Below are 3,159 nucleotides of genomic sequence, written 5' to 3'. Positions count from 1 at the left end.
AGACGGCGCCGGGCGGCGGGGGAGCTCGGGTCCGGGCCGGCGTACCGGTGGCCCGGGGCGCCGGCCAGCAGCAGGGAGGCCAGCCGGCGGCCGTGTGCGGCGCTCAGCACGGCGATGCCCCGTCCGGCGGCGGCCTGCTCGTTCTCGGTGTCGCGGTTCATGCCGATGCCGCTCCACAGGCCCCAGGAGATCGTCCAGGCCGGGGTGCCGGTCTCCCGGCGCAGCCGTTCGACGGTGCTCTCCAGGTAGCGGTTGGCGGCGGCGTACCCGGTGGAGCCGACGGCCTCCTGGAGGCCGATCATCGAGGAGAAGGCGACGAACTGCGCGCCGGGCCGCTGCCGGACCAGCTCGATGAGGTGGTCGGTGCCCTCGGACTTGGTCCGGACGGCCTCGCGCCAGCCCTCGGTGTCGGTGTCGGACAGCAGCGCGAGCCGATAGCCGCCGGCCAGGTGGAGCACGCCGTCCAGCGGTGCCTGCCACTCCCGCTCGGCCTCGGCGAGCACCTCCGCCAGTTGCTGACGATCCGTCACGTCGGCCTGGCGGTAGGTGACCTGACCGCCCTGGGCGGCCAGTCGGCGCAGCGCGGAGCGGCGCTCGGCCGCCTCGGCGGTCGGGGAGTCCAGGTCGCTCCGGCCGACGATCAGCAGCCGGGAGCCGTACTCGCGCAGCAGCCCGGGCAGCAGCTCGGCGGCGATCCCGCCGAGGCCGCCGGTGACCAGGTAGCGGGCGCCGGGGGTGAGCAGCGAGCAGCCCGTCCCGGCGGGCCCGAAGGCGGTCTCCGCCGGTCCCAGCCGGGGGACCCAGGAGCGGCCGGCGCGCCAGGCGGATTCGGGCTCCGGCCGGGGATCGGCCAGCAGGGCGAGCAGTGCGGCCGCCTGTTCCGCGGCCGGTGCGTCGCCCGGCAGGTCGAGGTGCCGGGCGGCCGGAACCAGCTGCTCGGCCCGCGCCCCGGCGGTCAGCGCCGCGGTCAACGCGGCTCGCGGCCGGGGTAGTTCACCGGGGAGTACGGCGTGCAGTCCGGCGCTGACCGAGACCAGTTCACGGACCGGCGCCCGCGCCGGGAGCGCCCGCAGCAGGGCGAGCAGCGCCTCGTCCGGCGGCTGCGCCGTTTCGTCGGCCGTCGCACTCCACAGGTAGACCAGCCGGTCGGCGGCCTGGTCCCCGAGGGCCCGCAGCCAGTCCTCGGGGTCGGTGGTCGGTGGCCGGTCCACCACCAGGGTGTTCGGCAGGGCGGATGCCAGCGCTTCGGTCAGGGTGCCGGGGCCGGACGGGCCGAGCAGCAGGATCGTTTCGTCATCCGATGGAGCCGCCGGGGCCCCCGGAACCGGGCGGGGCTCCCAGCCGAGCTGCCGCACGCAGTCCGGCAGCGTCCGGGAGTTGGCCTCGGCCAGGTCCAACGCCACGATGTGGTCGTCGAGTTCGCCGTCCAGCAGACGGCGGCGCAGCGCGGTGCGCTGGATCTTGCCGCTGGTGGTACGGGGGAACTCGGCTGCCGGTACCGGCAGCACCAGGACGGGGACCGGCTGCCGGCGGGCCGCCAGCAGCCGCCGCACCTCCGCGGTGACGGGCGGCGCGGGGGCGTCCGGGTCGTTCGGGACGTAGGCGATCACCAGCTGCTCGGTGCCGGTGCGTTCGTCCGGCACCCCGAAGGCCGCGGCGTGCCCGGAGCGCACCCCCGCCACGGAGGCCACCACGTCCTCCAGCTCGTGGCAGAAGTAGTGCACGCCGTTGACGATGATGATCTCCTTGCGGCGGCCGGTGAGCACCACCTCGCCGTCGGCCAGGAAGGCCAGGTCCCCGGTGTCGAACCAGCCGTCGCCGACGAAGGCCTCGTGGTTGGCCGGCGGGTTGTTCAGGTACCCCGGCGTCACCCGGCCGGAGTGGACCTGGAGCCGGCCGACCCAGTGTTCGGGCAGCACCCGCCCGCTGTCGTCGGTCACCCGTATCCGGGTGCCGGGCGCGGGCCGTCCCATGCTGAGGAAACCGGTGCCGCGCTCCGCCGAGGCCGGGTCGGCGGGCTCCAGCCGGCCGGTCAGCGAGTCGGTGCGCACCAGCCGGCGGGCGCCGTCCTCGTGGTAGCGCTTGTAGGTGATCGCCGTGCAGGTCTCGGCCATGCCCCAGCCCAGCAGCAGGTGCTCGGGCCGGACGCCGAACGGCGCGGTGGCGGCCAGGAACTCGTCCAGCACCGCCTCGGTGCACTGCTCCCCGGCGTTGATCAGCGATTTGACCGCGGACAGGTCCCAGTGGCGGCCGGGGCCCGCCGCCCGGACGGCCTCGGCGACCAGCCGGTAGCCGAAGTTGGGCGACCAGGAGTGCGCCGCCCGGTAGCGCTCCAGTGCGTCCAGCCAGACCAGCGGGTCGGCGAGCACGAGTTCGGTGGGCACCTGCACCTGGTCGGCGGCCAGCACCACGTCGCGCAGGTGGAACATCAGCAGTCCGGCGACGTGGTCCAGGGGCAGCCAGTTGACCGTGGTGTCGGCCGGGTCGCAGCCGTGGGCGACCGCGCCGGCCACGTACTCCAGGATGCCACGGTGGGTGATCTGCACCGCCTTGGACCGCCCGGTGCTGCCGGAGGACAGCTGGAGCATCGCGACGTCACCCGGGGCGGGGGCGTGCTCGGGAGCGGCAGGCCGGTCGCCCTCGGCGGGCCGGTCGACGGCGATCACCCGCAGGCCCGGCGCCGGGTACAGCTCCCCGAGCCGCTCCAGGCCCGCCACCGCAGGCCCGCAGGCGAGCACCGGCGGCTCCTCCAGGGTCTGCCAGGCGTGCCAGAGCTTCTCCAGGACGGGGTTGCGCTCGTGGTAGTCCGGCGGGCGGGCGACCGTCACCGGCTGCATCCCGCCCAGCAGACAGGCCCACAGCGTGGGGAAGTAGAGCTCCGGGTGCGGGACCTGGAGGATCACCCGGTCTCCGGCCCGCAGCCCGGCGGAGGCCAGCGTGCCGAGGATCTCGCGGGACCGGGAGAGGAGGTGGCGGTACGTCAGCCTGGTCGCCTCGCCGCCCGCCTGCACCAGGTGCAGCCCCCGGTCGGGGTGCAGCTCGGCGGCGCGCAGCAGCGCCTCGGGCAGCGTCCGGGGCGCGTCCGGTGCGGTCTCGGGCAGCGGGGCGCCGACGGCCTCCGTCCCGGCGCCCTCGGGTACGGCCGTCGGCTCCGCCGTG

The 3,159-nt window shown here is 75.8% G+C and carries 1 protein-coding gene; it reads right to left on the bottom strand.

The annotated features are described in order from the left end of the window. The coding region (locus KS423_RS41975; RefSeq protein ID WP_224284974.1) for an SDR family NAD(P)-dependent oxidoreductase at positions 1 to 3,159 on the bottom strand (3,159 nt) is incomplete at both ends.

Source organism: Streptomyces sp. LS1784, assembly GCF_020103755.1.
Lineage (GTDB): Bacteria > Actinomycetota > Actinomycetes > Streptomycetales > Streptomycetaceae > Kitasatospora.
Note: the sequence above shows the minus strand (reverse complement) of the source record. Positions and strands in the feature narration are given on the sequence as shown.